This is a genomic window from Leptospira perolatii (assembly GCF_002811875.1).
GTDB lineage: Bacteria > Spirochaetota > Leptospiria > Leptospirales > Leptospiraceae > Leptospira_B > Leptospira_B perolatii.
Genome location: NZ_NPDZ01000007.1, coordinates 87,526 through 111,047, shown reverse-complemented (window position 1 = coordinate 111,047; position 23,522 = coordinate 87,526). Strand labels below are relative to the sequence as shown.

Sequence of the window (23,522 nt, the reverse complement as noted above, 5' to 3'; positions counted from 1 at the left end):
TAACGACAGCGGTTCTCCTAATCAAGATATCCTATTACTTCGCTTAGGCTGCGAATCGATTTTGCATTAGGATATATTATATTTATATTATGATCGCTTAATAACAGATTTAAATTCACTCCGCAACTGGCCCCAGCTTCAATGTCAGTCATTTTGTCCCCTACTAGAATCGACTTTTCCAAATCTACGCCATACCTATCTCTAACCCTGAGCAGCATGCCAGGATTTGGTTTACGATAATAAGAATCTACTTTGTATTTTCCTATTCCATCGATGGGATGATACGGGCAGTATAGAAATTTTTCAATCGAGCACCCTTGATTTTGAAATATTCCTTTCATCCATTTACTTAAAATCAGGAAATCTCTTTCAGTATAATAGCCTCTTCCGATGCCTGCTTGATTCGTAATAACAAATATAAAATATCCCTTTTGTGCGGCAGCTCTGCATAGATCGAATATCCCATCCACAAACTCAATCTCTTCCTGCTTATAAACATAATTCTTATCTATGTTTATTACGCCATCTCGATCCAGAAAGAGAGCTTTTTTATGAACTGAAGTCATTTAGGTCGTGATCGATAAAGACCAAAGTATGAAAAGGAAGGATTATCTGCCCCTTTGAACAGCTTGAAATGTATTTCGGGAATATTCAAATTTCTAAATATTATTCAATTCTAAAGGGTTCAAAATTTACCCTTCTGATTTTTCCAAGTAAGCAATAATTGTGTCACACTTACCAAGAGATGCCAAAACAGATGAATAGGCCTGTTCAAGCGACGGTGTATCCAGGAAAGACCACTTTACATGACCTCCCGGTTTGCCTTTACTCAACCAATGCAAATGATTCGATAAAGGATATCGCTGGTATTGTTGAATCGCAGTTACTTTCAATTTTGCCTTTTTCGCCAGAAGGTTCAATGTTGTAGCATTAAATAAATATAAATGCTGACTCCAATATGTAAAATTTTGAAAAGGAACATTTTCAAACAATGTCAGAAGCGCATCTTCTGAGTTAGGAACTTCAATTACGATCCTTCCACCATCGTTTAAACAGTTCGATAATTTACTTAAGATATCCGCTGGATCTATTAAATGTTCTACAACGTGAAAAGCAGTGATTAAGTCAAATTTCCGATCTTCCAATTCTGAAATACTTGCAAATAACTCAATCTTCCCATTCCAATATTCTCTTACTCTTTTCTCTGGCTCTACTCCGGATACCTTCTTAGCCAACTCGGAAGCTCTTGCCAAAAAGCCGCAAGCCCCTGCGCCAAAATCCAAAACGGATTTTTCTATAATGTTTTCTTTCAGCGAGTTGTATCTTCGCACATCGTCTGCTTCGGTAATCCTTAGCCAGGACTCGATACTCTGCAGTTCCGCATTCTCGTGCATCCCTGAATCTTCGTAATGTGATTCGGAGATGTGGTAAACTGAACTCAGGGCAACAAGACCGCAATTTTTACACTCTAGGACTTCAAGATCTTTGTTGCCGCGAACTGATCCGGGTCTTTTTACGAAGTCGCTAGTCTTACAAAGGTAACATTCCATTTTTCTAACTTAATGATTTTATTTGAGCGCTCTTTCTTCGATGAACTTATCTTTCTACGATAAGTTTAGGAACTAAATATTTACCGTGTGGTCAAACGTAATGAGGAAGGACATCCGACTACCAAACAGTAAGACCCCCATCCACAATTATATTCTGACCAGTTAAATAAGATGATGCGTCAGATGCCAAATATATGAGAGCACCGACCATATCACTCGGAACAGCCATCCGATTTAGTGGTACTCTATTGGAATATCTACGAACAAACTCTTCATTCTGCCCACTTTCGGTGCCACCTGGAGTCAAAGTATTTACGCGAATCTTATGATCTGCCCAATAGGTAGACAAATACTTTGTCAATCCAATCACGGCTGCTTTCGAAGCTGAATAGACTGCAGGAGTATTGATCTTTCTTCCTAAGTAATACGATCCTTCATAAATTCGATTATCTGGAGCACTGACCCCGTAGATGGATGCAGTCTGTATCACACTTCCACCCGAACCTTGTGAAATCATCTGCTTTCCTACTTCCTGCGCGACCAAGAACATTCCGTCTACATTCACAGCCATAATTTTTCTCCACTGGTCGAGAGAATAATCTTCAAACGAAGCGAAAAACTCATCTAAGTTATCAGTTTTACCAGCAGCATTATTATGTAAGATGTCTACTTTTCCGAAATGGTCCACGACTCTTCGAACCATTGAAGCAACCGAAGATTTGGAAGTGACGTCACACTCTACTGGCAATGACTCTATTTTAAATTTTTCTTTTATATTGCGAGAAATCTCAGTCGCCTTCTCTAGATTCAGATCCACAATTGCAACCGAAGCGCCGAAAGAAGCCAAACCATTGCAGAATTCTTGTCCAAGCAATCCGGCTCCTCCAGTTATTATTGCAACTTTTCCTTTTAAACTAAAAACGTTAGAATAATCCTGACCAGTCACTTACGCCCTCTTTTTCAGCAAGAATTCAACTATTTGAAAATCAAGCTCGCTATCAATGTCTATTGATCTTTCGTCAGGCATCTCGTAAATTATGGTATCATCATAAAAAACTTTGGGCTCTTTCAGAAAAACGTCCCTCTTCCAGGCGTAAATAGATGCATTCATATCGAAACATCTCGGAGAATCTTGTCTGCGAACGATCGGTTTTTCCAAAGGCTTAGACAATTTTACAAAACCATTTTCATTCATTTCGACTAGATTAAAATACGGCGATCGCCTCGCGACGCAACCGGTGATCACATTTGAACAATTTTTATCTTCCATCATAGAAACAGCTGCGACTATATCTGAACTCAATCTTAAAGGCGAAGTTGCATCCAGATCAACCAAAGTATCAAACTTCTTTTTCGTCATATTCTCAACTGACTCAACACAGTGCCTAATTGCAGGAATTTTCGCGGAAGTGTCTAACGCAAATTCCAATGGCCTTTCTATAAGAAATTTTACACCGTATTGACTTGCTACATTTAGTATTTCTTGAGAATCACTGCTAACTGCAATGTAATCAAATATTCCAGCTTCCTGAGCCTGCAAAATTGAATAAGCTATTAAAGGTAAATTATTAATAACTCGAATATTCTTGTTTTTGATTCCCTTTGATCCACCACGCGCACAAATGGAACAAAGTCTTAATTTCGAATTACCCATCTTTGATCCCGAGAAGACTCCTCAATACTTTCTATCATAGCAACCACATCCAAACCTTCTTCAAAAGTACAGAGATTAGAGTGATTCAATTCAAACAAACTTTCATATTGTTTTTTATAAGTAAAATCCCTATCGATGTTCATGCGAGAAACATTATTATTTATGTTTATTACTCCGTTGATCAAGTCTACATAGATTGTACCTTGATCGGTATTTACGAGGATCTCTCTTCTATATATTTTATCTAGATAACTCAGCGTAGTTGATATAATAGGACTTCTTTGACTCGCTATTATGATTGTGAATAAGTCTTCTGTTTCGATATTCAAGGCACTAATCTGCCCGCCTAAAGAAACTAACTTTTGCCATTTCCCAAATAAAAATTGGATGAAATCGAGTTCGTGACTTAAATCTCTTAAAACTCCACCGCCTTCCTTTTTTTGAGCCGAATAAGACTTTGTGTAATCAGTTCCCGGCCTCCACTCAGGCAGATACTGACCAGCATATATCGTGACATTAAAAATATTAACATCCGAAGTAAGGATCTCCTTCAGTTTCTGAATCAGCGGATGGAATCTCAAATTGTAACCAACAAAGACCTTCCCGGTATCCAGTGATTGCAAGTTTGGAATTGAGGAAAACAATGGTTTTTCGACCAAAGTAAGCTTACGGTATCCTAAAGAAAAAAGCTGAACAAGTGTGGTAAGATGTTTGGAAGTTTCGTTAGAAATTACGACCAATCCGGGATCCCATTCTTGGAGAGCGGTCTCAAGATCTTGATATTTTTCCTGAGCTAGATCCGATCGGTTCGAAACAAATCTTACCTCTGCATTCATTTCCGAAAGCAGTCTAGCGTGCCTAAGACCAATCGATCCCGCACCGATGACTAAAGCCTTGATATTTTTTTCCTGCCCTAATATATTAAACATTTAACAAAAACTAATAAAAGAAAAAGAAATGTTTTGAGTAAATCTTCGTTATGCTTAAAAAATTAAGTTAAAAGGCGATTCGCCTTCTCGTAATCATCCGGTCTTCCGACATCCAACCAAGGTTCATGCATCGGGTAAACTATCGTTCTGCCTCCGGCTTTCTGCAGCTTAGAGAACAACGTTGGCATATCGCAATAATTTCCAGGCTCGAGATGTTCCAAGCAGCTCGGCTCCAAAACATAGATTCCCGCGTTGACGTGACTCTTATAAATCGGCTTCTCTTCAAATCCGACGATGTCAACACCCTTACTGTGAACTACTCCAAAAGGATTTTGCCACTCATGCAAGCGCACTGCCATAGTCGCCTGCGCCAAATGTCTGTTATGAAAGTCTATTAACTCTCCATAATGAATATCCGTCATTACATCTCCATTCGTTACGATGAATGACTCAGTCGGAGATTCTCGAATTATACCAAGGGCACCAGCAGTTCCAAGAGGGCTTTGCTCACGAATATATTCTATCTTGACTCCCCATTTTTCACCATCTCCAAAATATTCTTCAATCATATGACCCAAATAGTGAACCGCGATTAGAAAATGATGAAAGCCTTCTAGCTTGGCTCGCGTAATAACATGTTCTAACATTGGCTTTCCCGCAACAGGTAAAAGGGGCTTCGGACAATTTTCTGTATGAGGTAATAAGCGAGTTCCCTTGCCTCCGGCCATTATTATGAAATTACTGTTTCGCTGTACGGGTGCAGTGATCTCGTCCCATAAATAGAGCCCCACTACTCTCCTCATATCATCCACAATTGGCAATTGATGGATACGATTCGCCCTCATTAACTCTTTTACGATTTCCCTTTCCATACTGGTTGGTGCTACAATGGAGTTCTTATGAATAATTGAATCGATTGAACTCCTAAGCTCTAGTCCACGAAGCAATCCGCGACGAATATCGCCGTCGGTTATCGTTCCCACCAATTTGAAATCCTCGGAAACTACGAGTACGATTTGTAAAGTGGACTTATCCAAATTTCCTATCGCATCTTGAATAGTTGCGCTCTCTCTGAGGAGGCACTTACTCCAGCGTTCATTAGAAATCATATATAATATATTCCGGAAAATTCTTAAAAACTAGCTTCTTTCCATAAGAAGCTCAAAAGCTTCAGCTGCGGCAAAGCCTGCACTCCCACCGCGGAAGGTCGCTAACGCTCGAACATTCTCTATACTTCGAGGAAAAGGAAACTGACCCATTTCCGACTTGTAGACGGAAAGGAGCTCTATTTTTTTTTCTAAATAGCTTTCAATATTTATAAAATAGTTTGGGAGAAATCTTGATTCGTGATTCAGTCCAAACTCTGTTTCAGAAAGAGTTTCATAAGCTAAAACCCTTTGAATTGAAGGATACCGAAACCATTTTGCACACGCGGAACCAACTTCAAAAACAACTCTATGATCTGAGTGGACGTCTCCGCGATGCGGCAAGAATATCTCATTGGGCTCGAACTCCTTAAAAACTTTCGAGAATTCCCCGATGAGCTCACTCATCGAAATTTGATCAAGCCGAGTTGTTGGATAGCGTAAATTGAATACTCGATCAAACCCCAACTCCTTCTCTACTAATTTTATCTCTTCACTTCTTGCTTGCACCCTCTCAGAATTCCAACCTAACTCCTCGGAAATCCCTGTGACAATTAGCCACCCGATTTCCACACCCTCTTCCTTTCTTCGAAGCAACGTCCCTCCAGCCCCCAATAACTCGTCATCGGGATGTGGGGCTATTACTAAAGATCTGCGTATTTTGGAAACTGCTTGGTGTTGCATTTTAATTTTTTAAAATATAAAAATATAATACTCTGTTATATTTTCAGTGGATCTTCAGGCTTTGGTAAAGCAAATCTAAAATCCAGTGACTTAATCAGGTCGTATGCTCTTTTTGCAGAACCACCGTCTCCGAACGGGTTTTTCATCGAAGCAATCTTAGAAGCAAATTCTGGTGCTTCTGTCTGCTTAATTCCAGTACGAATCGATTCAGTGCTGGCATCGACAAAAATCACGTTTTCAGGACAAAGTCTACCCTTCTGGCGATGTCCGACATTCACTGCCGGGATGGGTACGCTCGCAGCTTCTAGTAAACCTGCAGAAGAATTGCCTATGATGAGAGACGCGGACTTAAACAACGAAACAAATTCAGATCTCGAAAGGTTTTTATACGAAATCACCCGCTCGTTCTCTCTTTCTAATTTATCGATTTCCTTCTTAATCTGGGCATTTCCCGGATCAGTATTTGGAGCTCCGACCAAGCATATGTAATCTCTTTCAAGCAGAGCCTCAATCATGTCTCGAACGATTTGACCAGAATTCGCAATCTCTTCCTTGATCGGATGATATATTACGATTGCCTTCTTACCTTCGAGATTCTTAAAACGATTGATCTTATTATCTTCAGATTTGGGTGGATCCACTTTAAATTTATCTAAAGCTATGCTTCCGATCAGCTTTACCCTCCATTCAGGTTCGCCCATCCGCAAAATCCTATCCGCATGCGTTTGATGACTTACGAAATGATAAGTTGCTAATTTTGTAGTCGCATGTCTGACTGGATTATCGACATGACCGTCTTCTGCGTGATCCCCACCGTAAAAATGGATGGAAGGAATTGATAAGTATGCCCCTACCATCGCACCAACTAAAACCTCCTCTCTATCGCCAGCAAAAAGCAGTAAATCAGGAGAAAACATACGAATTGGGTCGATCGCACCTAACAGCAAATTTGCTGCACTTTTTAATCGAGCAGATTCAGTATCGCTATCAATAAGACTTTCAATTTCGATGAGAATGGGAAACCCATCCTGCCGAATCAAATTTACACTGTAATCAAACTTTGGAGAAAGGTGAGCACCTGCTACTACCAATCGAAAATCAATCTCCGGATCATTTTTCAATAATGAATACAGCGGGCTCATTAAATCGTATTCAGAGCGAATTGAGGTAAAGGCGAGTATTCTCATCAAAAAACGTCCGACATGGACATACAAAGTTTAAACTCAGGAAAACTATGATTATCGCTGCAATAATAACCGAATCGATAAGGCTTGGTCTCGGAAAATTCTGCTTCCGCCAAGACCTGAGAATCAATCAGTGCATTGAAAGATATTTCGTCAGGAATATTCTCCAGGTCCTTAGGTGACCCGTAATACATTAGATCGTAATGGCTTTCGAATTTCTTAAGGTACGCTCCACCAAATGCAACCCATTCACTCCCGGGCTTCGACATTCTCCAGCTCAATCCTTCTGGATTTGAGAGATCAGGATAAAATCTTGAACTATCATTATAAATTTTTAAAAAAGGAACTGATTGCAGCAAAGTTTGTTTGTTTGCAACTGCAATCTTGCTTTCTTGTAAGCGCCACCCCAAATGCTTCTTGAATCCGTGAACAGAATTATCATTAGGAAATCCGAATACCATGAAGTCGGGATATAGTTTAGCACCGTTCTCATATACCCTTTTGGCCAAGATAGTGAACAACCCTTTGCCCTGGTGGGAAGGAGCTACCATTGTAGTCATCGAAAGATAACTATTTAATAACTTTCCTGAATTGTTCCGAAGACGGAAAGGAATCACAGCGTAATGTCCAACAATCAGTGATTTTTCTATCGCCAAGCAGACAATCGGGTCTCCAAAAAAATTCTCGCTATAGGCCCATTGCCAAATCGAAAGATCCAGAGGTTTACCATATGACACTTCAAATAATTGCAATATTTCGTTTTGGTAAACGACCAGATCTTTCTTGGATGTAATATCAAGATATTCCACTGAAATTTAAACTTTGCGAATCCGGACTATTTAGATTTCAATCATCTCGTCTTCGGAAAAATCACGACTGGCCTTTTTCCCCAAAACATCTTTTATATGCATCGGAGAAATTCCATATCCTGGCCTCTTCGTAGTTAGATTATCTTTGGTAAAAATTTCTCCAGAACGTATCGATTTCGCCGCTACCACGGATTTTCTGGCTATAGCAATATTCTTGCTCTCACTTCTCGTCGGTCTTTTTATACCATCTCCGAGAGAAACTTCTATATTTCTGATCGCCGAAACCATTCTAAAAAGTTCTTCCGGCTCTAGACTAGCTTTGTGATCCGGGCCCGGAAGATTAGAATCCAATGTAAAATGCTTTTCGATCACAGAAGCCCCCAGCGCTACCGCCGCTATGGACACTTCAATTCCGGGAGTATGATCGGAATAACCAACTGCAACGTCAAAAGCATTACGAATCGTTAACATAGCTCTTAAATTAACGTCTTCCATTTGCGTCGGATATTCCGAATTACAATGCAAAACTGTAATACGATTTCTGGGTGTACCTGACTGTTCTAGTATAAAAATTGCTTCTTCAATTTCCTTAAGCCAGGACATCCCGGTGGACAAAATAATCGGCTTCCTATAGCTTCCGACTTCCTCCAAATAAGGCAAGTTCGTAATTTCACCCGATGGAATTTTAAACATTCCTAAATTCAGTTGATTCAAAAATCTTAAACTTTCCAAATCGAAGGCGGTAGACAAAAAAATAATACCTCGTTTAACACAATGATCTATAAGCTCCCGGTGGTTCTCCTTGGATAACTCCAAACGCTTTAGCATTTCATACTGACTTTCATTCGCGTCCGTAGTTCTACTCTGGTATTCCGCCTTTGCGGCAAATTTCGTAACGAGGCTTTTTGCCTCGAAAGTTTGAAATTTAACCACGTCCGCACCTGCATCTGCCGCTACATCAATTAATTGATGCGCCATGGCGATATTCCCATTGTGGTTCACCCCTGCTTCTGCAATAATCAAAGTTTTCATTTACTGATACTCACGGTGGCTGAAGAAAAATGTCTGATAATAATAATTCTAAAACTGCAATTTTTTCCCCAAGAACGTTTAGGTAAATTTTTTTGCGAAACGTTCAACATTCTGTTAATATATGCAGTTATCATGATTTTCTTATGGATAAATAAGACATCACTTGCACAGATTGGAGCTACTCGGAATATTAATCAGTCGGTCCTCTAACCACTCGGCGAATTCTAAATCCGCCTTAGGACAATGAATAAATGGCTTCGATTTATGAAGAAGGGTCCATACGGGTCTTGTCATAATTCCAGATTTATTTGTTTTTTCTAATAAGGAATCCCGGAACTCTACATTTCCCTTTGAAAGCAACAATGCTTGAAGCCAGTAGTTACTTTTACATCCCTCTGGCTCGGGAAAAATAAGAATATCTTTCACTTCGCTAAAGGCATTAGAATATTTTTCAAAAAGAGTTCTTTTTGCTAAAAGTAGATCCGGCAATGACTCCAGTTGAGCGCAACCAAGGGCTGCATTCAAGTTTGGCATTCGATAATTGTAACCGATCTCGTCGTGCTCATAGCTCCATGGATGGGGAATCTTCGCTGTGGTCGTAATATGTTTCGCTCGCTTCGCAAGTTCCGCATCATTGGTTAATATTACTCCACCGCCTCCCGTAGTAATCGTCTTATTGCCATTAAAACTTAGTGTGCCAAAGAGCCCAAATGTCCCAGTATGTTGTCCGAAATAAAAACTGCCTAAAGACTCCGCCGCATCTTCAATGAATTCCAGATGAAAGTCCCTACAGAGAGATTGTAGTTCCTCGATCTGAACCGGATGGCCAAAAGTATGCATTGCCACTAATGCCCGGATTCTTCTCTCAGTTTTTTTATGAATGCAGAATCCTCCTTTGATCTCCGTATTAAATTTCAAATGCTCTCTTAATTTTACCGGATCAATTCCGAGATGTTTTTGTTCAGAATCCACAAAATGCGGAGTAGCGTCGCAGTAAGAAACTGCATTGGCAGTTGCGACAAAAGTCAAAGCCGGAAGGATCACTTCATCCCCAGCTTGCACGCCTGCTAACTTTAGAGCAATATGAAGTGCGGCTGTACCATTTACTACGGCGACTGCATGCTTTGCTCCGGTATAAGATGCTATCTCGTTCTCGAATCGATCGACGAACTTACCTACAGATGATACAAATGTAGAATCCAAACATTCCTTTAAATATTTCCATTCGTTTCCCTGAAATACGGGCTCATGAAGCGGTATATTTCCATCACCCACGACAGATCGAATCGCAGATATGATTAGATCTAGGCTCCGGTCAGTTACAGAATCGTTTTTTGACATTATATATTATAAATATCTGATTTATAATGCTTAAGATTTTCCTCATCGGAAAACCAAGCAATCGTCTCCGAAAGTCCCTTGCGGAATCCTTCCCTTCCACCAAAAGCGGGAATCCAATTCAAAAGCTTAAGCGCTTTCTCATTCGAAGCCCACAATCGTTCGACCTCACTTTTATCTGGTCGGAACCTTTGGTCATCCGAAAGTATCACTACTTCGGCAGACATCAACTCAGCTATAGCCTGCACTGTATCTCCAACAGAGATTTCAAAATTGCTTCCTATATTGATAACTTCACCGATTGATTTATCCGATTCCAAGGCTGCAATGAATCCTGAAACAGTGTCGGATACAAAGTTAAAATCTCGCGTAGGATGAACAGCGCCGAGTTTTATCTTGCGATTCCCTTTCGCTATCTGCGTAATAATTGTTGGAATGACCGCTCTTGCAGATTGTCGCGGCCCGTATGTATTGAAAGGTCGCACAATAGAAACCGGTGTTGAAAATGAAGTATAAAAGGACATCGCGATTTGATCCGCACCAATCTTGGTCGCTGAATAAGGTGACTGCCCCTGAAGTGGATGATCTTCAGTAATTGGAACAAATCTTGCTGTTCCATAAACCTCACTAGTCGAGGTTTGAATTACCTTTGAAATTTCCAAATCGCGAGATGCTTGCACAACATTCAAAGTACCTTTTATATTCGTATCTACATATGCATCAGGGGAATGGTAAGAGTAAGGAATTGCGATTAGAGCAGCGAGATGCATAACCGAATCGCATCCCTTCAAGGCTGTTCGAACTCCATTCGGATCTCGAATATCGCCCGCAAAAACTTCGAATTGCCCCTTGACATCCTCGGCGCATCGATCCAGCCATCCCCAAGAATTAAACGAATTATAATATACGAATGCGCGAACAGAATAGCCTCGCCTGACAAGCGCTTCGGTTAAATGCGAGCCGATGAAGCCGTCGGCTCCGGTCACAAGAATTTTTTTATTTTTCATTTGGAGAGCAATTCTTTAGCAATTGTGTTATTATTTAATAGGGGATTCAAATTCCCAAGTATCAATTGGATCAATTAATTTTAATCTTTCTCTATTTCGAGGATGATTCAGGATCTGAGCGACATCAATCTCAGGTAATCGATCAGGAAATAGATTCGATTTTACAAAAAGTAAATTGAAGCCGTAGTGATTTGCTCCCACTAGTCTGTATCCTTTTTTCTTTGCCAATTTATTCATCGAGACAGCGGAAGCCCCAAAATACTCCGGGTGCTTAGGATTTGGATAATAGTAATTCGGATCATATGAAACGACTCGGTCTTTCATACCAAATTCTATATGCGTTTCTATGATTACGATTGCCGGCTCGACAGTCTCAATCGCATCCCATACCCAGTAGTCGTTTCCGTCGATGTCGATACTCATTACTCCGATAGGACCATGAAATCCCGCGCCAGAAATAATTTTGTTAATGTTCTCTCTTTTAACGAAATCACATACAAAAACGGGCGGGTAATGAGTAGTATCAGGGTGCTTCTCGTAAAACCTTCTACCGGCTTCGATAGCTTTTTCACTGCCGTCCACAAAAAGGCCATGCCAACCAAAGTTGAAAGCTAGATTAGCACAATTACTACTTATACCATCAGCGCTTCCTATATCGATGAAAGTCTTATTCTCTACTTCGAGAGCAGCTATTAAGAATAACAACAGCCCGTCTTCCTCAAATTGAGAGAAGATACGAAAACCAGAATTATTCAGTGGAGGAAGTTGCCCGTTTTTTGCCTTCGCCCGGATATCGTTATAGAAATTTACTAAAGAAATTTTGGTAGCAGGAGAAGTTTTTTCCTGGTAAGGTGACGGGACGGGGAAAAGTCTTCTAAATCCCCTCTTTAACAAAGATATCATATTATATTTTCCTAATTTTTCTTTTATAAAAACAGAGAATAACCTTACTTTGCACTAGGCTCATAAGAAACCTGCCAAGGCTCATGCGTTAGAACCTTTCCGGACCACGCCGGAAGATAAGATTGATTCTTCAAAATAAGTCCGTCAACATGAACAGAAAACATCAATCCTGTTGGGGGTTCATAGATTCCCTCCGGATGAATAGGTGGAACATGCAACCTAGATTTCGCTATATAATTTCCGGCAGGCAAAAACTTCTTAGGAATTCGGACTTTCGCGATATATTTTCCTGGCTTATGCTCTTCTCGCAGGGATGAATCTTCGTCCCCAACGCAACTCAAGAGAATACAATCCGCATCACGAAAAATCCTTAGATCCGCAATAAGATTCGAGATTCTTCCATTCACCCGGTATTCGATTTCAAATTCAATGAAGTCGTTAATATCAAATCGATTTCCCTCTGAGCCGCCTAAGATTGAAAACTTAGTAATCTGATTAGGATAACGAAGATCAGATTCAAAATGGACCTCTTTCGCCAAAGAAGAAGAGACATTCAATTGCTCCTTTAGCTTATCCAGATAGACATCTACAGCACCCCTTGTTTCTCCATCATAGACTAGTCTACCTTCGCTTAGTACGATTCCTCTGGTGCACAATTGTCGAATCGCATCCATATTATGACTTACGAATATAACGATGCGCTCACCACCCGAACCTACTTCTTGCATCTTCCCTAAACACTTTTTCTGAAACGCTGCATCACCGACGGCAAGGACTTCGTCCACGATCATAATGTCCGGTTCCAAGTGTGCTGCTACCGCAAAGGCAAGCCTTACATACATCCCGCTCGAATAACGCTTTACCGGAGTATCGATGAAATCGGATACACCTGAAAAATCCACAATCTCGTCAAATTTTCTAGTAATTTCGGATTTCCCCATGCCGAGAATGGCACCATTTAGAAAAATATTCTCCCGACCTGTTAGCTCCGGATGAAATCCTGTTCCAACTTCCAGCAAGCTTGCGACTTTACCCTTGATCCGAATCTTGCCCGAAGTCGGACCTGTTACGCGACTAAGAATTTTTAGTAAGGTTGACTTTCCCGCTCCATTGCTTCCAATAATTCCTATTCTTTCTCCCCGCTTGATCTCGAAAGAAACATCGTCTAGAGCCTTGAATAGAGAACCAGAAAGTCTTTTATGATCAAAGACTTTCGCATTAGGATCTTCTTTACCTCGAATTTTCGCCCAATAGGATTGCAGGTCGTGAGCTAAAGAACCGTAATTGATGGTTCCTAGTCTATATACCTTACCAAGGCCATCGATCTTAATATTGCTCATAATTCCTAAATTGTATCCATGAAATTCTTTTCAACTTTGTGAAATGCAATCAAGCCGAGCAGCAGTATCAGCAATGTGGCAAGCCAGCTATAAGCGAAATGATAGGCTTCTAATATACTTGTGTTGAAGAGGACGAAGCGAAATTGCTCCACAATACTTGCAATTGGATTAAGAAGATATAGGTCCAGATAATTCTTCGGAACGATAGAGGCCGGATATACAATTGGAGAAGCGTACATGAATAGCTGAATTCCAAATCCCAAAACGAAAGCAAGATCCTTGTATTTGGTCGTAAAGGAGGAAATCAAAATGCCTGCTCCGAGGGAAAATAGTCCTAATTGCAGCAAGATCAAAGGGAGCAGAAGAAAATTGATTAACTTTGGTTGAACTGCTTCTCCTCGTAAAAAAAATACAAGGAAAATGATAGCAAGCAGTCCAAACTGGAGGAAAAGCCTTACATAAAAAATCAAGGTGGTGGAAATTGCGACTACAAGCCTAGGAAAATAAACTTTTCCAAATAGCGCAGCATTTTGCGTGAACGTATTCGAATTCTTTAATAGAGTCTCAGAAAAGTAACCCCAGATTACGGATCCGGAAAAATAGAATAGGATGGGATTGATTCCGTCCGTTGGAACCCTGGCGATCGCTCCGAACACGATTGTAAAAACTCCGGTCGTAAAAACCGGCTGCAACAAATACCAAACCGGACCAAGGATTGTCTGCTTGTAGAAGGTTACAAAATCCCTTTTAACAAAGAGCCAGATTAGGTATCGATATCCGAAAATCTCCGAAAGATTGATATCATACCATTTGTTTTCCGGAGTAATTAGAATTTCGTAATGATCTAAACTTTTTGATTCGCCCATGGATTATTAAAATGATTTACCGTTAATTTTCAAGAAAGCATCGTACGTAATCTTTAATCCGTCTTCCAGAGATATAGAATGCTTCCATCCCAGCGAATGGAGTTTGGTTACATCCAGAAGCTTCCGCGGAGTTCCCTCCGGTTTAGTTGTGTCAAAAGTAAGGTCGCCCGAATAACCAACTGTTTGCTTAATTAAGAGCGCCAGTTCCCGAATTGAAACTTCTTCACCAGATCCTATATTGACGATATCACCTCCAGTAGGATCTCCGAATACGTCATAGCTTCGCATTAGAAAAATACATGCCTTTGCCAAATCATCGCAAAACAGAAATTCGCGCTTAGGATTTCCCGATCCCCAAACTTCTACAGAGGGTAAATTTCGGACTTTTGCCTCGTGGAGCCTTCTCAACAATCCTGGTAGAACGTGAGAATTTTCAGGATGATAGTTATCGCCCGGGCCGTAAAGGTTCGTGGGCATTACAGAAATATAATTCGTTCCGTATTGTCTATTATAACTTTGGCACATGATAATGCCGGCAATTTTTGCTATGGAGTAAGGTTCATTTGTTGGCTCAAGTTTACCTGCCAGCAGTTGGTCCTCTCGCATCGGCTGCTCTGCAAACTTCGGATAAATACAGGAGGAACCCAAGAAGAGTAGCTTTTTTACTCCAGTGCGATGACAGGCATCGATGATATTGTTCTGTATTTGAAGGTTGGAATAGATAAATTCAGCAGGATAGGTATTATTCGCGTGAATTCCTCCTACTTTTGCTGCAGCCAAGAAAACATACTCAGGGCGCTCCTTCTCGAATAAGCTAAAAACAGCTCCCTGATCCTGTAGATCTAGTTCTTGGTGAGATTTTCCGAGAATCCGAGAATAACCTTCTTCCTTCAGAACTCTAACCAGCGCAGAGCCCACCAAACCGTTATGACCTGCAATATAGATTTTAGAATCCTTTTCCATTCTATTATAACTTCCTAAATTCCTGAAGTTGATTTCCTACTCAAAAACGATAAGTTCAATTAACAAGATCGATCGCGCGAAATTCCCTAGCGCCATGGTTTTTTGGCCTCAATAAATTCTTAGCTCTCGATAATGTTTGTGCCGATTCTTGGAATGTGACTGGAGATACGATGAACTAAATTAGGTTCGTCCTTGAGTTAAATTAAAGTGTTTTGAACAACGATCGACCTGGCTCAAAAAGGTCAAGCTCCGTCCGCAATCCCCTCGTCCTTAATTCCAAGCTTCTCAAGTTCCGATTTTAGCTCTTCGTATTCTTGTTTTTTAATTTTATAATATATTACTGTTAGCCTGAGCTTTTCCTCTATGCCGTGAGGTGTAAGAAGATATGCATATGCAAGTTTTTTGTTGCTATTCTTAAAGTTCTTAACTTTGATCCATCCTTTTTCCAATAGAGCCTTTAAACAATAATTAGTCTTTCCCAAGCTTATCCCGAGAGCATTTGCCAAGTCTCTCTGGTTAAACCCTGGATTTTCCTCAATTAATTTAAGGATTCTATGTCTGAGCTCTTCTGTCATTGCAACAAACTTTAAAAAAATCTAAATGATCTACGCAAATTCCAAGCGCAAGTCAATAAATTTCCTTTTCTTCTCACGCCCAAACGTGGGCACTAAGCTTATAGCTATTTAACAATTTTAGAAATTCTAAAACAGCAGTTTCGCACCTTGCATTTGGCACACGAGCGAACTCGTTATCTATCTCACTATTCTTAACAATGTCAAAATCAAGCATCCTTCGAGTATTTACCTGAACGTTCTTCAAACCGCATTTGTACGGAGAGCCGTAAACCCAGGCACATTTAGGAAATTAATATGGAGCGATGGGAAAATGCTGTTTGAATGACCCTGCATCATAAGGATATCGGAGCCCTCCGACGAACCTCAATTTATGCAAAATTTATAATCGCATCCATACTTCGTTATTTTTTGAGAATCGCGATTGGAAGAGCATACTCGTAAAGAGATCGATACAAAATTATTCCGATTCAAAAGAGAAGCGTCCTGGGCACTTAGTAGTAGGTATTCCGCCTCCAGAAAGTCCCTCGGCCAAATCTCCAATCTTTCATGAAGAATAAAGCAAGCGCAGTGTATCTGACTTCATTTTTTCCCTCACCACCTCGAGATCAGCAGGAGTATCTACGGAATAAGTGACTGCATTCGAATGAATCATTCGGATTGGAACTCCATGCTCTAAAAAACGAAGCATGTCAACCGATTCGGCTATTTCTAGAGGAGTCTGGGGCAAGGAATTGAATTTCAGTAAATATTCCTTTTTGAAACTAATCAAGCCGAGCTGCTTTAGCATTCGTAAGTTCTCACCCCCTTTCTTCCAGGAGGGAATGGGCTCCCTAGAAAAATAGAGTGCGTTGTCCGCCAAATCAGTTACAACTTTTACCTCGTTCGCATCTTCTTGCTCTTTTTTATTCAAGAGATCGGCCATCAGATTCACCACGCTTACATTTGAATCGTCAATGAATGGTTGCACCATTCGATTTAAGATTTCCGGCGTAATCATAGGTTCATCACCTTGCACCATAGCAACAACATCGATTGTTCTGCCAGTAAGCTTTTCTATAGCAAACATGGCTTCAGCAGTTCGGTCACTCGCGCGCTCATGTTTGTCGGAAGTCATAATGGCTATGCCACCCTGCGATTCGATATAGGATTTGATTTCCAAATCACAGGTGGCGACATACACCTCATTTATCAAAGTTGATTTTTTACAACGATGAAATAGATGCCCGATCATCGGAACACCATGAATGTCGGCTAACGGTTTTCCCGGAAATCGAGTGCTAGCCATCCTTGCTGGAATAATTGCGACTGTATTCATTTTTTCTTTGCTTTCTGCATAGTATCAGTAGCTGAACTCCAGAGATATACGGCGTCAGTTCCAAGTGCTATAAATCGATAACCGTCCGAAACTACTTTACCGATTGAATCTTCATTTGGATGTATTATATGAAACCCGCATGCTACATTTTGACGCTTTGTCTCCGCGAGAATAGTGCTTATAACCTTTAAGAAATCTGGATGTTCAAACTTGCCTGTCAAACCCATAGAACCTGACAAGTCGTACGGTCCTATCATTATCGCGTCCAGGCGACCGGTAGATAAGATATCCTTTAAATTCTTCACCGCGTTAATATGCTCGATCTGAGCGACCATTACGATTTCCTTATTTATCAAGTTAGAATATTCTGGAAAATTTAATCCAAATACATTTGCCCTCGAAAATCCAACCCCTCTTTTCCCATCAGGAGGATATTGAGACCATATGATCATATTGTTGGCATCCTCCTTAGTCTCTACCATAGGGACTATGATCCCCTTAGCTCCTGCATCGAGGGCTTGCTTAATATCCTTGGGATGATTCCTTGCCACTCGAGCAAACGGGCAAGCCCCGCTCAATTCAATCGCGCGAAACAAATCCGGCAATAAACCTGGAGAAACTTGCCCATGCTCTAAGTCGATTGCCACCCACTCAAAACCGGAAGCCGACAAAATTTCTGCTACGGCTGGATGAGGAATCTGCATCCAAGTTCCGTAAGTAACCTCACCTTCCGCCAATTTTTGGCGAATTTCTTTAGATTTCATTCGATTATCAAGGCACTCTATTTAAATAGGATCCGATCAAGTGATCCATGACCATATGAATATCTTCGACCGGGCCATATTCACCCTTCGCTGTTTCAACATGCACTAGTATATCAGACAACTGACCTAGTTTCCCGCCATCAAAGCCAGTCAAGCCTACAATTCGATTTCCTTTTCCCTTGGCATATTCAACCGCCTTGATCACGTTAGGAGAATTGCCTGAGGCTGAAATCGCCACTACCAAATCACCAGGTTCTAGCAGGTATTCCAATTGCTTAACAAAGATATTCTCATAACCATCATCGTTTGCAATAGCCGTGACGGCAGCGATATTATCTGTCAAACCAATCGCCTTAAACGGCTTCTCCTTTTTACGAGTCCCCACGGCGATATCGTTTACGAAATGCGAAGCTGTTGCTGCACTACCTCCATTTCCTAAAAAGAGAATTTTTTTTCCATTTTCCCTAACCTTTAGAAATTCATTGATTGTGTTACTTATCTCCAAAGTATTAAGCTTTCCGAGTAAATCAGAAAGATGTTGTAGGTAGCCTTCCGCGAACTCCTTTGGTCCGGCAGAATTCTCAAAAATTTTATCGAGCTGGTTCATAACTTAGTATTTCCAATAAGATTCGTTGACTAAAAAAGACTAAACCCTGCCGATTGAAGCGTTTCTTCAATGCATGATTTTATGTTTTGATCTATTTCGATTTCTTTTATTTCTAGTTTGCCAAAATCGCGACAAAGAATGCAAGTAACCTTGCTTCCAGTATTCTTCTTATCCTTTCGTAAATTATCAATAAATTCCGTAATGCTCAATTTGTTGCCGTCAATAGCAGGGAAATTCTTTCTAAGAATACCATTCAGCCGTTCCGCTTTAGGCTTACTTAACAAATCCAAATGCTCAGAGATTCTATTTGCAATTGCCATCCCAATAGTGACGGCTTGCCCATGTTGAATGGTAAACCCTGAGGCAACTTCTAGAGCATGTCCAAAGGTGTGCCCATAATTAAATTTTCTCCGTTCACCCTGATCAAATTCATCCTTCTCTATTACAGTTTTTTTAATCGCTAAGCTTTCTTTTACATAGCTCTTTAGGAGTTCAAAATTGGTAAATAATGAGTCATACTCTTCGAGAATTTTTTTCAAATAGGGTGAACCAGAGTAAACAAAATAGTGAAGCATTTCACCGATTCCAGATTGGATTTCATCTCTTCCAAGAGTTTTTAAGAAATTTAAGTCTACATACACTGAAGAGGGTGGATGAAAAGTGCCAACTGTATTTTTAGAAAACGAAAGGTTAATAGATGTTTTGCCGCCAATACAACTATCTGCAATAGAGAGCAAAGTAGTTGGAACATAATGCCACTCAATTCCTCTCATATATACAGAAGCAGTGAAGGAGACCAAGTCTTGAATAATGCCTCCTCCTAAGGCAACTAACAAATCGTTGCGCTTCAATCCTAGGAAAAGCAGGTGCTCCAATAGATCACCAGCAGCCTTAAAAGTTTTATTCTCCTCAATTGCTTCAATTAAAACCAGGCGTTTCTCGAACAAGCTATGCGATAAAATATTTGGATAAAGTTCTAAAATTTTCCGATCAACTACAACTATAGCACGATTTTCCAACTTTGTATGAAGAAATTGCGTAGGGGAGTTTCCAAACTGAACATGGTAAATTCCTTTGCTAGATGAGACCGAGATTTCCTCAGACATTTACAAAGCCACCATCTACAATCAAATTTTGCCCTGATATGTAAGTATTTGCTTCACTACATAAATAAAGAACAGCGCTGGAAATATCACCGACCTCGCCTAAGCGACCAGCAGGAATCCTGGATGCCAATTCTTCTATTTCCTCTTTAGAAAGATTTTTCTTAGTTAGGTCAGTCAGAATGAACCCAGGTGAAACGGTGTTAATAAGAACATTGTATTTTGCAAACTCGATAGAAGAAGTAACTGTCAGACCGTGGATTCCGTATTTTGTGATCGTGTACGCAGATCTTTTCTCGCGACTGATTTTCCCAAATATGGAAGAAATGTTGACCACACGACCAAAATTTCTTCTCCTCATTCCAGGTAAGACTAATTGAAGCAATCTAAATGGACCTTCCAGGTTCACCTTTAGCATGTCTTGCCAGTCTTTAAAAATTACGTCTTCAACTTTATTAATTCGATTAATACCAGCGTTATTAACCAAAATATCGATAGTCATATCTGAAATGGTTTCTAAAAACTCATTAGTAGATAATTCAGAGCTTAAATCAAGTGGTAAATACGTAAGACAATTATGCAAAGAAGCAGAGATTCCCAAATTGCTAAAATTCGGTTTTTGACCTGAGGTTCCAGTTACAAACACCGTTGCCCCCGAATTGAGTAAATCCTGAGCAATCTTCAAACCAATTCCACGAGTTCCCCCAGTAACCAAACAGACCTTTCCACCAAATTCAATCTTCATACTATTCCGTAGCGGCTCGCCCAAGAGGAATCTGCCTTGTATATTGAATATACAAGCTCCAAAGTCTTGCGACCATCTGCGATAGACCCAGTTGTGATTACCCTGTCATTAACGATGCAATCTGCAAACTCATTAATTTCGTCTCGCCACGAATTATCTTCCAGATAATTCACTCTTTCTTCTCGTGGGTTCCCAAAAGCTTCAGTTTTACTATCAAATATTCTTAATATTTCCTGTCCGTAGGATTTAGTACCTGAGAGGATACCCTCTAAAACCAGAGCTCCTCCAGTCAAATTGATCTGAAGATTAAATTGATGACGCCATTCGGTAGCACTTGAATGAAGTTGCCCAATCACACCGCTTTGAAAAAGAATAAGTGCAAATGCATTGTCCTCAACATCGAAATTCCAATAAGAATTCGAAACAAAACTTTTAACTTCCTGAATGTTTCCTCCAAATAAACGCATCAAATCGGCCATATGGATCCCTTGATCAAGAAGTATTCCACCGCCGGCAACTGACCTATCGCTTCGCCATTCGTTCGCAAATCGCACCAAAACAGACTTACCATAAACACCGCGCATACTCAGCACTTTTCCAAGTCGGCCACTTTGAACTATTTGCAACGCTTCCTTTACAGAGTCATGATACCTATGATTGAATCCGTATTTTAATTTTAAATTAGGTGACGCATCTAAAATTTTTTCAATATTACAAAGCTCTTCCGGGCTTCTGGCTGGAGGTTTTTCACAGAATACATGCATTCCTTTGCCTAAACCCAACTCCGTTGCATGAGCTGCTGCATCGTTAGTTAAGGCCACAAACAAGACGTCGAGATCTTCTTTATTGATCATATCCACATAATCAGAATAGACTGCAGTATTACCGGAAAGATTTGCCAACTGCTCTTTATTTCTGTCGCAGACAGCTACAGTCAGAAAATTCTGATTTCGATCGATCCATTCTCTACGCCTTTTGCCTACAATCCCATACCCGGCTATACCAACTTTCAATTTACTATTCATTTGCTTCCTACCTAAATGCGCCTGTCAGCCCATACAGTTACAGGTGCGCCGTCGGCACCTTCTATAAACCAAGGTGAAATTAAAACTCGATCAAATAAAGTTGAACTATCGAATCTTGATAAATCCATATCTTCAATCGGCAGGATAGGTTTTTCGTTCATTAAGAAAGCTTTATGAGCGATTCTGCCTCTCGGCCGATCAGAAAAACTGGAGATTGAAATCAAATCAAAACCCAAAAAGCGCACCATAGGAAACCGTTCTCTTAGGAAATCGGCAACATCTTCCGAAATCCCGGGAGAATTCTTGGAGTATTCTACGGACCCCCTACGGGAGGACCAGCCGGTACTTAGAAGCAAAATTTCAATCTCTTCGGCTGAAAATGCTAAGTCCTCAGGCAATCCTTGCAGATATTCAAGGACTGTTTGTTTATCAATCCATTGACCAGGCTGGGGCAGTTTATTAAATTTTATTAATAAACCATTAGAGCAAGTCCAAAAATCTGGATTGTAATCAGTCAATTTCTTACCAAATTCATCGAAATGGAAAGGAGCGTCAATATGAGTCCCGGAGTGATTCGATAGCTTCAAGAACAGCGAATTCGATGAGTCACCTCTCGCTATGGAGCGATCCAGGGAAATCGAAGGCGGAATACCTTCGCCATATGCAGGCGTAAAAGAAGATAAAGAATAAGATAGAAGTTCCATAGAATGAATTTCGATAAAAGCAGAAATTATCTATTTATTGGAGCTAAACCAAATAGAAGAAATTCAGAATAAAGTATCATGCAATTTTACTTAATCCAAAAATCGCAGACTGTCCCATTGCCAAAACTGCCTCCGCAGCATTTCCGCCGATATGTGGAGTGACCATTAGGTTTGGTAATGCCAACAACTCAGCATCCTCGGGCGGCTCCATATTAAAAACATCCAATGCAGCTCCTGCAATCCCCTTACCTTCTGCGAGACCTGCACCGATTTTTAATGCATTCTTAAGATCCTCTTCGTTCACAAGCGGTCCCCGAGCCGTATTGATTAGAAATGCATCTGACCTCATTAAAGAAAGCGTATGCGAATTTATTATTGTACGAGTAAGTTCCGTTAACGGCACGTGAAGAGTTACAAAATCAGATCCTCGTAGGAGCTCCTCCAGAGAAACTTGCTTTCCTCCATATAGAGGGGCAACAAAAGATTTATCCACTATGTCAGCAACGAGCAACTTACAATGAAATGGCTGTAATAATCTGGCCAAATCTTCCCCGATAAAGCCAAATCCTACAATCCCGACAGTTCTACCCGAAAGAGTTCTCCCGCCATTCTTATTCCAAGTGCCCGATTTCAGAGAATATCCCGAAAAAAAAACGTTTCGAGATAAGCCCAAAAGAAAAGCCAAGGAAAGTTCGGAAACCGAGCGACGATTTACTCCGCCAGTCCAACCTAAATGAATGCCCAATTCGCTGCAGCGACCGGTATCAATATTATCTAAACCAACGCCGAATTTGGAGATAGATTTCAATTTATCCAAAGAATCCAATAACTCTCTTGAAATCCGCTCTAGGCCAACGATCGCTGCATCAGAATCACTTAGGAATTCATAAAGATCCACTCCTGAAAGCTGCCTTCCTTCCGAATTTAGCTGTATAATTGCAGAAGGGAATGTCGCTCTCAACTCGGACACTAATTGAGCATGCCGAGAAAAAGTAGCAGAGGTAACTGAGATTTTTCTATACTTTTCCAATTCCTTAGTTCGGGGCGTAAATTCCAATACTCTGGGCATAGCTTCGCCCCCTGAGTCCCATATCGTTTGAAACGAGTTCATGAAAATTCTAGTCCGAAGATGTGTCAAGAATTTCGTTCAAGAGTTGAACGAATGAAAAATATCCCATGCGGGATAAAAAATCACCCCGCAAGAATGAATCTGGTAGGAGCTCCTACGGGGCCAAACCCGAATTTCTGCTTGTAAAACTTAGATTTTTCAGATAAAGGCC

General features: G+C 40.5%; 25 protein-coding genes. All 25 read right to left on the bottom strand.

All coding sequences use genetic code 11. The features are described from left to right. Positions 1-17: 17 nt before the first annotated feature. The 25 genes from CH373_RS12245 to CH373_RS12125 all read right to left on the bottom strand — a co-directional run bounded on the left by CH373_RS12245 (position 18) and on the right by CH373_RS12125 (position 23,311). Positions 18-566: a D-glycero-alpha-D-manno-heptose-1,7-bisphosphate 7-phosphatase gene (locus tag CH373_RS12245; protein ID WP_100713249.1), complete on the bottom strand. Its 549-nt coding sequence runs from the start codon at positions 564-566 to the stop codon at positions 18-20. 126 nt (positions 567-692) lie between these two features. Further along, positions 693-1,550 carry a class I SAM-dependent methyltransferase gene (locus CH373_RS12240; protein ID WP_100713250.1) on the bottom strand — a complete coding sequence of 286 codons (858 nt, stop codon included), beginning with the start codon at positions 1,548-1,550 and terminating at the stop codon, positions 693-695. A gap of 118 nt (positions 1,551-1,668) precedes the next feature. Beyond that, positions 1,669-2,496: an SDR family oxidoreductase gene (locus tag CH373_RS12235; RefSeq protein WP_100713251.1), complete on the bottom strand. Its 828-nt coding sequence runs from the start codon at positions 2,494-2,496 to the stop codon at positions 1,669-1,671. Further along, the gene (locus CH373_RS12230) at positions 2,497-3,204 is read right to left on the bottom strand and encodes an acylneuraminate cytidylyltransferase family protein (RefSeq protein WP_100713252.1); all 708 of its coding nucleotides are present in this window, start codon (positions 3,202-3,204) and stop codon (positions 2,497-2,499) included. It lies immediately after the preceding gene. Beyond that, positions 3,186-4,133 (bottom strand): Gfo/Idh/MocA family protein, encoded by a 948-nt coding sequence (locus CH373_RS12225; protein ID WP_100713253.1) that lies wholly within the window; start codon positions 4,131-4,133, stop codon positions 3,186-3,188. The genes CH373_RS12230 and CH373_RS12225 overlap by 19 nt, the downstream gene beginning before the upstream one ends. Positions 4,134-4,195: 62 nt before the next feature. Beyond that, positions 4,196-5,242 carry a nucleotidyltransferase family protein gene (locus CH373_RS12220; RefSeq protein ID WP_100713254.1) on the bottom strand — a complete coding sequence of 349 codons (1,047 nt, stop codon included), beginning with the start codon at positions 5,240-5,242 and terminating at the stop codon, positions 4,196-4,198. A gap of 30 nt (positions 5,243-5,272) precedes the next feature. Next, complete coding sequence (locus CH373_RS12215) at positions 5,273-5,962, bottom strand: PIG-L deacetylase family protein (protein WP_207761452.1); 690 nt, start codon at positions 5,960-5,962, stop codon at positions 5,273-5,275. Between the two features lie 35 nt (positions 5,963-5,997). Next, the gene (gene neuC / locus CH373_RS12210; protein ID WP_100713255.1) at positions 5,998-7,149 is read right to left on the bottom strand and encodes a UDP-N-acetylglucosamine 2-epimerase; all 1,152 of its coding nucleotides are present in this window, start codon (positions 7,147-7,149) and stop codon (positions 5,998-6,000) included. After that, complete coding sequence (locus CH373_RS12205) at positions 7,149-7,955, bottom strand: GNAT family N-acetyltransferase (RefSeq protein ID WP_165778824.1); 807 nt, start codon at positions 7,953-7,955, stop codon at positions 7,149-7,151. The genes neuC and CH373_RS12205 overlap by 1 nt, the downstream gene beginning before the upstream one ends. Before the next feature lie 30 nt (positions 7,956-7,985). Continuing rightward, a complete protein-coding gene (neuB, locus tag CH373_RS12200; protein ID WP_100713257.1) occupies positions 7,986-8,987 on the bottom strand; it encodes an N-acetylneuraminate synthase in 1,002 nt (333 codons plus the stop codon). 159 nt (positions 8,988-9,146) lie between these two features. Next, entirely contained in the window at positions 9,147-10,328 is a 1,182-nt protein-coding gene (locus tag CH373_RS12195; protein WP_100713258.1) for a LegC family aminotransferase, read from the bottom strand. After that, positions 10,328-11,332, bottom strand: coding sequence for an NAD-dependent 4,6-dehydratase LegB (locus tag CH373_RS12190; protein WP_100713259.1), 1,005 nt, complete (start codon positions 11,330-11,332; stop codon positions 10,328-10,330). Before CH373_RS12190 ends, CH373_RS12195 begins: the two co-directional genes overlap by 1 nt. Positions 11,333-11,362: 30 nt before the next feature. Next, positions 11,363-12,235, bottom strand: a complete 873-nt coding sequence (locus tag CH373_RS12185) for a hypothetical protein (protein ID WP_100713260.1) — start codon at positions 12,233-12,235, stop codon at positions 11,363-11,365. 44 nt (positions 12,236-12,279) lie between these two features. Next, positions 12,280-13,575 carry an ABC transporter ATP-binding protein gene (locus CH373_RS12180; protein ID WP_100713261.1) on the bottom strand — a complete coding sequence of 432 codons (1,296 nt, stop codon included), beginning with the start codon at positions 13,573-13,575 and terminating at the stop codon, positions 12,280-12,282. 5 nt (positions 13,576-13,580) lie between these two features. Next, positions 13,581-14,441 (bottom strand): ABC transporter permease, encoded by an 861-nt coding sequence (locus tag CH373_RS12175; RefSeq protein WP_100713262.1) that lies wholly within the window; start codon positions 14,439-14,441, stop codon positions 13,581-13,583. A gap of 6 nt (positions 14,442-14,447) precedes the next feature. After that, entirely contained in the window at positions 14,448-15,404 is a 957-nt protein-coding gene (locus tag CH373_RS12170) for a GDP-L-fucose synthase family protein (protein WP_100713263.1), read from the bottom strand. 242 nt (positions 15,405-15,646) lie between these two features. Then, positions 15,647-15,979 (bottom strand): MarR family EPS-associated transcriptional regulator, encoded by a 333-nt coding sequence (locus CH373_RS12165; RefSeq protein WP_100713264.1) that lies wholly within the window; start codon positions 15,977-15,979, stop codon positions 15,647-15,649. 544 nt (positions 15,980-16,523) lie between these two features. Continuing rightward, positions 16,524-17,294, bottom strand: a complete 771-nt coding sequence (locus CH373_RS12160) for a 3-deoxy-manno-octulosonate cytidylyltransferase (protein WP_100713265.1) — start codon at positions 17,292-17,294, stop codon at positions 16,524-16,526. Further along, on the bottom strand, positions 17,291-18,058 hold the full coding sequence (locus CH373_RS12155; protein WP_100713266.1) for an HpcH/HpaI aldolase family protein: 768 nt from the start codon (positions 18,056-18,058) through the stop codon (positions 17,291-17,293). The genes CH373_RS12160 and CH373_RS12155 overlap by 4 nt, the downstream gene beginning before the upstream one ends. A 7-nt stretch (positions 18,059-18,065) precedes the next feature. Beyond that, positions 18,066-18,665: a D-sedoheptulose-7-phosphate isomerase gene (locus tag CH373_RS12150; RefSeq protein WP_100713267.1), complete on the bottom strand. Its 600-nt coding sequence runs from the start codon at positions 18,663-18,665 to the stop codon at positions 18,066-18,068. Positions 18,666-18,694: 29 nt separating this feature from the next. Continuing rightward, positions 18,695-19,771 carry a 3-dehydroquinate synthase family protein gene (locus CH373_RS12145; RefSeq protein WP_100713268.1) on the bottom strand — a complete coding sequence of 359 codons (1,077 nt, stop codon included), beginning with the start codon at positions 19,769-19,771 and terminating at the stop codon, positions 18,695-18,697. Continuing rightward, positions 19,764-20,513, bottom strand: coding sequence for an SDR family NAD(P)-dependent oxidoreductase (locus CH373_RS12140; RefSeq protein ID WP_100713269.1), 750 nt, complete (start codon positions 20,511-20,513; stop codon positions 19,764-19,766). The genes CH373_RS12145 and CH373_RS12140 overlap by 8 nt, the downstream gene beginning before the upstream one ends. Further along, a complete protein-coding gene (locus CH373_RS12135) occupies positions 20,510-21,538 on the bottom strand; it encodes a Gfo/Idh/MocA family protein (RefSeq protein ID WP_100713270.1) in 1,029 nt (342 codons plus the stop codon). The genes CH373_RS12140 and CH373_RS12135 overlap by 4 nt, the downstream gene beginning before the upstream one ends. Before the next feature lie 11 nt (positions 21,539-21,549). Further along, a complete protein-coding gene (locus CH373_RS12130) occupies positions 21,550-22,242 on the bottom strand; it encodes a cyclase family protein (protein ID WP_100713271.1) in 693 nt (230 codons plus the stop codon). Between the two features lie 76 nt (positions 22,243-22,318). Beyond that, complete coding sequence (locus tag CH373_RS12125; RefSeq protein WP_100713347.1) at positions 22,319-23,311, bottom strand: phosphoglycerate dehydrogenase; 993 nt, start codon at positions 23,309-23,311, stop codon at positions 22,319-22,321. Positions 23,312-23,522 lie beyond the last annotated feature (211 nt).

Coding starts and splice junctions, on each gene's coding strand:
- CH373_RS12245 (WP_100713249.1), bottom strand. CDS start 566: ATGACTTCAGTTCATAAAAAAGCTCTCTTTCTGGATCGAGATGGCGTA.
- CH373_RS12240 (WP_100713250.1), bottom strand. CDS start 1,550: ATGGAATGTTACCTTTGTAAGACTAGCGACTTCGTAAAAAGACCCGGA.
- CH373_RS12230 (WP_100713252.1), bottom strand. CDS start 3,204: ATGGGTAATTCGAAATTAAGACTTTGTTCCATTTGTGCGCGTGGTGGA.
- CH373_RS12225 (WP_100713253.1), bottom strand. CDS start 4,133: ATGTTTAATATATTAGGGCAGGAAAAAAATATCAAGGCTTTAGTCATC.
- CH373_RS12220 (WP_100713254.1), bottom strand. CDS start 5,242: ATGATTTCTAATGAACGCTGGAGTAAGTGCCTCCTCAGAGAGAGCGCA.
- CH373_RS12215 (WP_207761452.1), bottom strand. CDS start 5,962: ATGCAACACCAAGCAGTTTCCAAAATACGCAGATCTTTAGTAATAGCC.
- neuC (WP_100713255.1), bottom strand. CDS start 7,149: ATGAGAATACTCGCCTTTACCTCAATTCGCTCTGAATACGATTTAATG.
- neuB (WP_100713257.1), bottom strand. CDS start 8,987: ATGAAAACTTTGATTATTGCAGAAGCAGGGGTGAACCACAATGGGAAT.
- CH373_RS12195 (WP_100713258.1), bottom strand. CDS start 10,328: ATGTCAAAAAACGATTCTGTAACTGACCGGAGCCTAGATCTAATCATA.
- CH373_RS12190 (WP_100713259.1), bottom strand. CDS start 11,332: ATGAAAAATAAAAAAATTCTTGTGACCGGAGCCGACGGCTTCATCGGC.
- CH373_RS12185 (WP_100713260.1), bottom strand. CDS start 12,235: ATGATATCTTTGTTAAAGAGGGGATTTAGAAGACTTTTCCCCGTCCCG.
- CH373_RS12180 (WP_100713261.1), bottom strand. CDS start 13,575: ATGAGCAATATTAAGATCGATGGCCTTGGTAAGGTATATAGACTAGGA.
- CH373_RS12175 (WP_100713262.1), bottom strand. CDS start 14,441: ATGGGCGAATCAAAAAGTTTAGATCATTACGAAATTCTAATTACTCCG.
- CH373_RS12170 (WP_100713263.1), bottom strand. CDS start 15,404: ATGGAAAAGGATTCTAAAATCTATATTGCAGGTCATAACGGTTTGGTG.
- CH373_RS12165 (WP_100713264.1), bottom strand. CDS start 15,979: ATGACAGAAGAGCTCAGACATAGAATCCTTAAATTAATTGAGGAAAAT.
- CH373_RS12160 (WP_100713265.1), bottom strand. CDS start 17,294: ATGAATACAGTCGCAATTATTCCAGCAAGGATGGCTAGCACTCGATTT.
- CH373_RS12155 (WP_100713266.1), bottom strand. CDS start 18,058: ATGAAATCTAAAGAAATTCGCCAAAAATTGGCGGAAGGTGAGGTTACT.
- CH373_RS12150 (WP_100713267.1), bottom strand. CDS start 18,665: ATGAACCAGCTCGATAAAATTTTTGAGAATTCTGCCGGACCAAAGGAG.
- CH373_RS12145 (WP_100713268.1), bottom strand. CDS start 19,771: ATGTCTGAGGAAATCTCGGTCTCATCTAGCAAAGGAATTTACCATGTT.
- CH373_RS12140 (WP_100713269.1), bottom strand. CDS start 20,513: ATGAAGATTGAATTTGGTGGAAAGGTCTGTTTGGTTACTGGGGGAACT.
- CH373_RS12135 (WP_100713270.1), bottom strand. CDS start 21,538: ATGAATAGTAAATTGAAAGTTGGTATAGCCGGGTATGGGATTGTAGGC.
- CH373_RS12130 (WP_100713271.1), bottom strand. CDS start 22,242: ATGGAACTTCTATCTTATTCTTTATCTTCTTTTACGCCTGCATATGGC.
- CH373_RS12125 (WP_100713347.1), bottom strand. CDS start 23,311: ATGCCCAGAGTATTGGAATTTACGCCCCGAACTAAGGAATTGGAAAAG.